The sequence below is a fragment of the Mesorhizobium sp. M7A.F.Ca.CA.002.04.1.1 genome (assembly GCF_004022805.1).
Taxonomy (GTDB): domain Bacteria; phylum Pseudomonadota; class Alphaproteobacteria; order Rhizobiales; family Rhizobiaceae; genus Mesorhizobium; species Mesorhizobium ciceri.
In genome coordinates this window covers 477-6038 of sequence record NZ_RZPL01000327.1, presented here as the reverse complement: position 1 = coordinate 6038, position 5562 = coordinate 477, and the positions used below count along the sequence as shown (strand labels likewise).

Below are 5562 nucleotides of genomic sequence, written 5' to 3'. Positions count from 1 at the left end.
CGCGTGCCGGGTCGTTGCCGCCGAGTGCGAAATTGCCGCTGGAACCGGCGGGTGCGGCGGTCACCTTGTCCGGCAATGCCTGCACCATCGCCGCAAACACCGCCTCGGCGATGCGCTGCGACACCTCGGCGGCGCAGCCCGAGACGGGCCGCGGATATTTGGCGTCGAGGAACGTGCCTTCCGGCCGCTTGACGATCAGGGGTTCAAACGCGCCGGCGCTGATCGGCACATCCGGGAAAATGTGGCGCATGGCGAGATAGACCGAGGATAGGGTCGTCGCCAGCACGCTGTTCATCGGCCCGGCGCAGGGCTTTGACGAATCGGTGAAATCGAAGGTCAGCGTGTCGCCCTGTTTTTCGACGGCGAGCGCGATGATCAGCGGCTCGTTGACCACCCCATCGGAATCGACAAAGGCCTTCGAATGGTAGGTGCCGTCGGGAATGGCTGAGATGTTGGCGCGCATCTGCTCGGCCGCGCGGCGGCGCAGTTCGGCGATCGCCGCGACAACAGTTTCGTCACCGTAACGATCCAGGATTCCATTCAGCCGATCCTGGCCGATCAGCAGTGCGGCGGCCTGGGCCCTGATATCGCCGATGCGCTGGTCGGCGACGCGGATGTTGGAGCAGATGATGGCGTAGATTTCCGGGTCGAGCACGCCCTTCTTGAACAGTTTGACCGGCGGCAGCCGCAGGCCTTCCTGCTCCACGGCAGTCGCCGAGGCTGAAAATCCGCCCGGCACCGAGCCGCCAATGTCGGGCCAATGGCCGGTGTTGGATAGCCAGCAGAAAATCTTGCCGTCCCGGTAGACCGGCATGGCGAAGCGCACATCCATCAGATGGGTGCCGCCGAGATAGGGGTCGTTGACGACGTAGATGTCGCCTGGTTCCGGCGGCAGGCAACGGCCGTCGGCGATCATCTCGATCACCGTCCTGGTCGAATACTGCATGACGCCGACGAACACCGGCAGGCCCTGGCTGCCTTGCGCGATCAGCGAACCGTCGACAGCCGAATAGATGCCGTCGGAACGGTCATTGGCCTCGGCGATGACCGGCGAGAAAGCGGCGCGAGAGAACGTAAGGTCCATCTCGTCGCAGACCTGCTGCAGGGCCGCCTGGAGGACCGAAAGGGTGATGGCGTCGAGCTTTGCCATATCAGGCCTCGCCAATGTCGATGATGATGTTGCCGTCAGCGTCGCTGCGTGCGCGGTCGCCGGGTTCGAGCACGGTGGTGGCATCCATCTGTTCGAGGATCGCCGGGCCTTCGATGATAGCATCGAGCGGCAGCTTTTCACGCGCATATACGGGCGTGTCGTGCCAACGGCCGGCATACCAGACCGGCCGGATTTCGCGCCGCGCCTCGTCCAGCGTTGCTGCGCGCCCCGCCGGATCGATCAGGCGCGACAGATCGATCGCCAGACGCACGCCGGTGACCGATGTATTGAGATTGACGAGATTGGCTCGGATTTCCGGCAGCTCGACCTTGAAGCGGGCGAAATAGGCCTTTTCGAAAAGCTGCTGCAGCGTTGCCCGGGTCACCGAGGAGGACGGCAGCGCCACGTTGATGATGTGGGTCTGGCCGACGAACTGCATGTCGGCGGAGTGGGTGACGCGGATCGTCTCCGGCTTTACCGCTTCCTTGCCGATCAGCTCCTCGCCTTCGTTTCGGTGCCGTTCCAATACCCCATGAAGGCGCGTTTCGTCGAGCACCGACACCGGCTGGTTGATGGTGTTGACGAAGTCGTGGCGCAGGTCGGCAACGACGCAGCCGAGCGCGTTGGTGATGCCTGGACGCGCCGGCACCAGCACCTTGGGCAGGCCGAGTTCGCGCGCCAGGGCAGTCGCATGCAGCGGCCCGGCGCCGCCAAAGGCGAACAGCGCGAAATCGCGGGGGTCATGACCGCGTGACACCGACACCATGCGGATGGCGCCGGCCATCTTCATGTTGCCGAGCCGCAGCACCGCGCCCGCCGCCTCGACGCCGGACAGGCCGGTCGGCTTGCCGATTTTCTCCTCGAAGATGCCGGTGACGCGCTCTGATGTGACCGGGTTTTCGACTGCCAGCAGCTTCTTCGGCGCCAGCCGGCCGAGCACCAGATTGGCGTCGGTGATGGTCGGATCGAGGCCGCCGCGCCCGTAGCAGATCGGGCCGGGGTTGGCGCCGGCGCTTTCCGGGCCGATCTGGATCAGGCCGGCCGCGTCGACGCGGGCGATCGAGCCGCCGCCGGCGCCGACCGTGTGCACCGCCACCATCGGCACATGGATCGGCATGGCATATTCGATCTCGATCTCGTTCGAGACAGCCGGCTCGGCATTGCGGATCAGCGCCACGTCGGTCGAAGTGCCGCCCATGTCGTAGGTGACGAGGTTTTCGAAGCCGGCACGTTTTCCGGTGTAGGCGGCGGCGATGACGCCCGAGGCCGGACCGGACATGACAGTCTTGGCCGATTCACGTGTGACGAAGCGGGCCGAGATCATGCCGCCATTGCCGTTCATGATCAGGAAGTCGCGGGCATAGCCTTTTGCAGCCAGTTCCTTGCGCAGCCGCTCGACATAACGCTCGAGGATCGGCTGCACCGAGGCGTTGACCGAAGCGGTGACGCCGCGCTCGAACTCGCGCGCCTCCGACAGCAGCGCATGGCCTGCCGTGATGTAGCCGTTCGGCCAGAGCTCGGCGGCAATTTCGGTGGCGCGCCGCTCGTGCGCCGGATTGGCGTAGGAATGCAGGAAATGGATGACGAGGGATTCGCAACCGGCCGCGATCAGCGTCTGCACCGCCTCGCGCATTTCGGCCTCGTCGAGCGGTGTGCGTATCTCACCCGACGCCTCGACGCGCTCCGACACTTCGAGCCTGAGATTGCGCGGGATGATCGGCACGAAGCTGCCGGTCATGCCATAGGCCTGCGGCCGCGTGCGCCGGCCAAGCTCGATCACGTCGCGAAAACCGCGCGTGGTGATCATGCCGGTTTTCGCCAGCCGGCGTTCGAGCACCGCATTGGTGGTGGTGGTCGTGCCATGCACGATGAGGTCGATGCCGTCGATCGGAAATCCGGTGGCGCCGAGTGCCGAAACGACACCGAAGGCCTGGTTGTCGACCGTGGTCGGCGTCTTGGCCAGATACACCCTGCCGCCATCGCTTCCGTCGATCAGGAGCAGGTCGGTGAAGGTGCCGCCGACATCGATACCGGCAACGACATTTCCCTGGGGATCGCGCGCTTGCGCCGAAATATTCTCTTCCATCGTCGAAACCCGAAATGCGCGGACTACGGATATGCGTCAGTTTGGAAAGCTGTTTTAAGGGAGCATCTTGACGCAAATATCGTTTGTATACTAATAAATTCCGGACACAAGAGCTTGCCGCTTTGGAGTGTGCGAACAGCACGCCGGGACCTGAATGGTCCGGGCGCGCAGGTGAAGGTTTGGCGCCCGCGTCCGTGAGCTGGGCCAGAAGGTTGGATTTGATGAACACCACATCCGCTCTCAACACCGTCGGCGCCCGACCGCTGCAGTTCCCGATTCCGGCCAATGTCTATGCCGAAACCGTGGTCTCGGTGAAGCACTACACCGACCGGCTGTTCTCGTTCCGCATCACCCGTCCGCAGTCGCTGCGCTTCCGCTCCGGCGAGTTCGTCATGATCGGCCTGCCCAATGCAGAGAAGCCGGTGTACCGCGCCTATTCGGTGGCGAGCCCGGCCTGGGACGAAGAGCTGGAATTCTTCTCGATCAAGGTGCCGGACGGCCCGCTGACTTCGGAGCTGCAGAAGATCCAGGTCGGCGACACCGTCATCATGCGCCAGAAGTCGACGGGCACGCTGGTGGTCGACGCATTGACGCCGGCCAAGCGGCTGTTCATGATCTCGACCGGCACCGGCATCGCGCCCTTCGCCAGCCTGCTGCGCGACCCCGACACCTACGAAAAATTCGATCAACTGATCCTGACCCATACCTGCCGCGACAATGCCGAGATGACCTATGGCCAGGAGCTGGTCGCAGCACTTGAAAGCGACCCGCTGATCGGTGAACTGACCACTGGGCGCGTCACGCTCTACAATTCGACGACCCGCGAGGAATCGGCACGCATGGGCCGCATCACCGCGCTGATCGGCTCCGGCAAGTTCTACAGCGATCTCGGCATCGACAAGCTCAACCCGGAAACCGACCGGATCATGATCTGCGGCTCGATGCATATGCTGAAGGACGTCAAGGAACTGGCCGAAAGTCTCGGCTTCGAGGAAGGCTCGCTGAGCCATCCGGCGACTTTTGTCGTCGAGCGCGCCTTCGTCGGCTGAGCCGCACCAACATCTCGAAGTCTACGTTTTTGACCGCACGGTCAAAAACTGCTGCTTTCGCCGCCTTTTTCGGTTATGACCGCCCGCAGGACTCGTGAAGTACGGCTTCACGGGCTATCTTCGGCATACGTCGCTGAATGAAAGGGCAGGAGATGAGCAGCACAATCCGCGAAGCCGATGTCGGCCCGTCCAAGGTGACGCCGCTGCCGGCGCGTGCCGCCGCCAATACAGCCGTCCCGCACGATCATCGCATTGCGCGCAACCCCGGCATGAAGCTCGACCTTGGCTTCATGGAATCGGTGCGCAGCGTCAATCGCTCGGCGCTGGAACGGCGCGTCGCCAGCCTGACCAAGCGGCGCTCGATCAAGGCCGACAACCAGGCCGCCTGGCTGCTGCGCGCCGTCGCCTGCATGGATTTGACGACGCTGAATTCCAACGACACCGAGGAGCGCGTGCGCCGGCTCTGCGCCAAGGCGATCAACCCGTTCCGCCGCGACATTGTCGAGGGCCTCGGCATATCAGGTGAAATCATCCGCCCGGCCGCCGTCTGCGTCTACCACCCCTTCGTTGCCACCGCCGTCGATGCGGTGCGCGGCACTGGCATCCATGTCGCCGCCGTCTCCACCGCCTTTCCGCATGGCCTGGCGCCGCTGTCGACCCGTCTGCAGGAGATCGAGGCCTCGGTCCGTGACGGCGCCGACGAGATCGACGTCGTCATCCCGCGCGGCCTGGTGTTCGGCGCCAAGTGGCGGGAGCTTTACAATGAGATCGTCTCGATGCGCGCCGCCTGCGGTGATGCGCATCTGAAGGTCATCCTCGGCACCGGCGACCTCGCCACGCTGCGCAATGTCATGCTGGCCTCGATGGTGGCGATGATGGCGGGCGCCGATTTCATCAAGACCTCGACCGGCAAGGAAAGCGTCAACGCGACGCTGCCCGTCGGCTCGCCATGGTGCGTGCCATCAGGGCCTATTTCGAGGAAACCGGCTATCTCATCGGCTTCAAGCCGGCCGGCGGCATTTCCACGGCCAAGGCCTCGCTCGACTGGCTGGTGCTGATGAAGGAAGAGCTCGGCCGGCCATGGCTGGAGCCGGACCTGTTCCGCTTCGGCGCGTCGAGCCTCTTGACCGACATCGAGCGCCAGCTCGAGCATCATCTGACCGGACATTATTCGGCCAATCATCGCCACGCGATGGCGTAAGCCTTTACCCCCACCCCGATCGGCTTTTGCCGATCGACCCTCCCAGGCGGGAGGGTGAAGGAGGCACCTGATGAAC

3 protein-coding genes and 1 pseudogene are annotated in these 5562 nt (G+C 64.1%); 2 read left to right on the top strand and 2 right to left on the bottom strand.

What is annotated here, in order from left to right:
• Positions 1-1150, bottom strand: a 1150-nt coding sequence (locus ENZ75_RS17830; protein ID WP_128278213.1) for a hydantoinase B/oxoprolinase family protein, incomplete at its 3' end; no start/stop codon positions are given.
• Position 1151: 1 nt separating this feature from the next.
• Positions 1152-3236: a hydantoinase/oxoprolinase family protein gene (locus tag ENZ75_RS17825; protein WP_063169686.1), complete on the bottom strand. Its 2085-nt coding sequence runs from the start codon at positions 3234-3236 to the stop codon at positions 1152-1154.
• A gap of 221 nt (positions 3237-3457) precedes the next feature.
• Here ENZ75_RS17825 and ENZ75_RS17820 point away from each other — a divergent pair, with 221 nt between their 5' ends.
• Positions 3458-4285 carry a ferredoxin--NADP reductase gene (locus ENZ75_RS17820; protein ID WP_063169685.1) on the top strand — a complete coding sequence of 276 codons (828 nt, stop codon included), beginning with the start codon at positions 3458-3460 and terminating at the stop codon, positions 4283-4285.
• A gap of 152 nt (positions 4286-4437) precedes the next feature.
• Positions 4438-5486 (top strand): annotated as a pseudogene (gene deoC / locus ENZ75_RS17815) (deoxyribose-phosphate aldolase).
• The last annotated feature ends 76 nt before the right edge of the window (positions 5487-5562 follow it).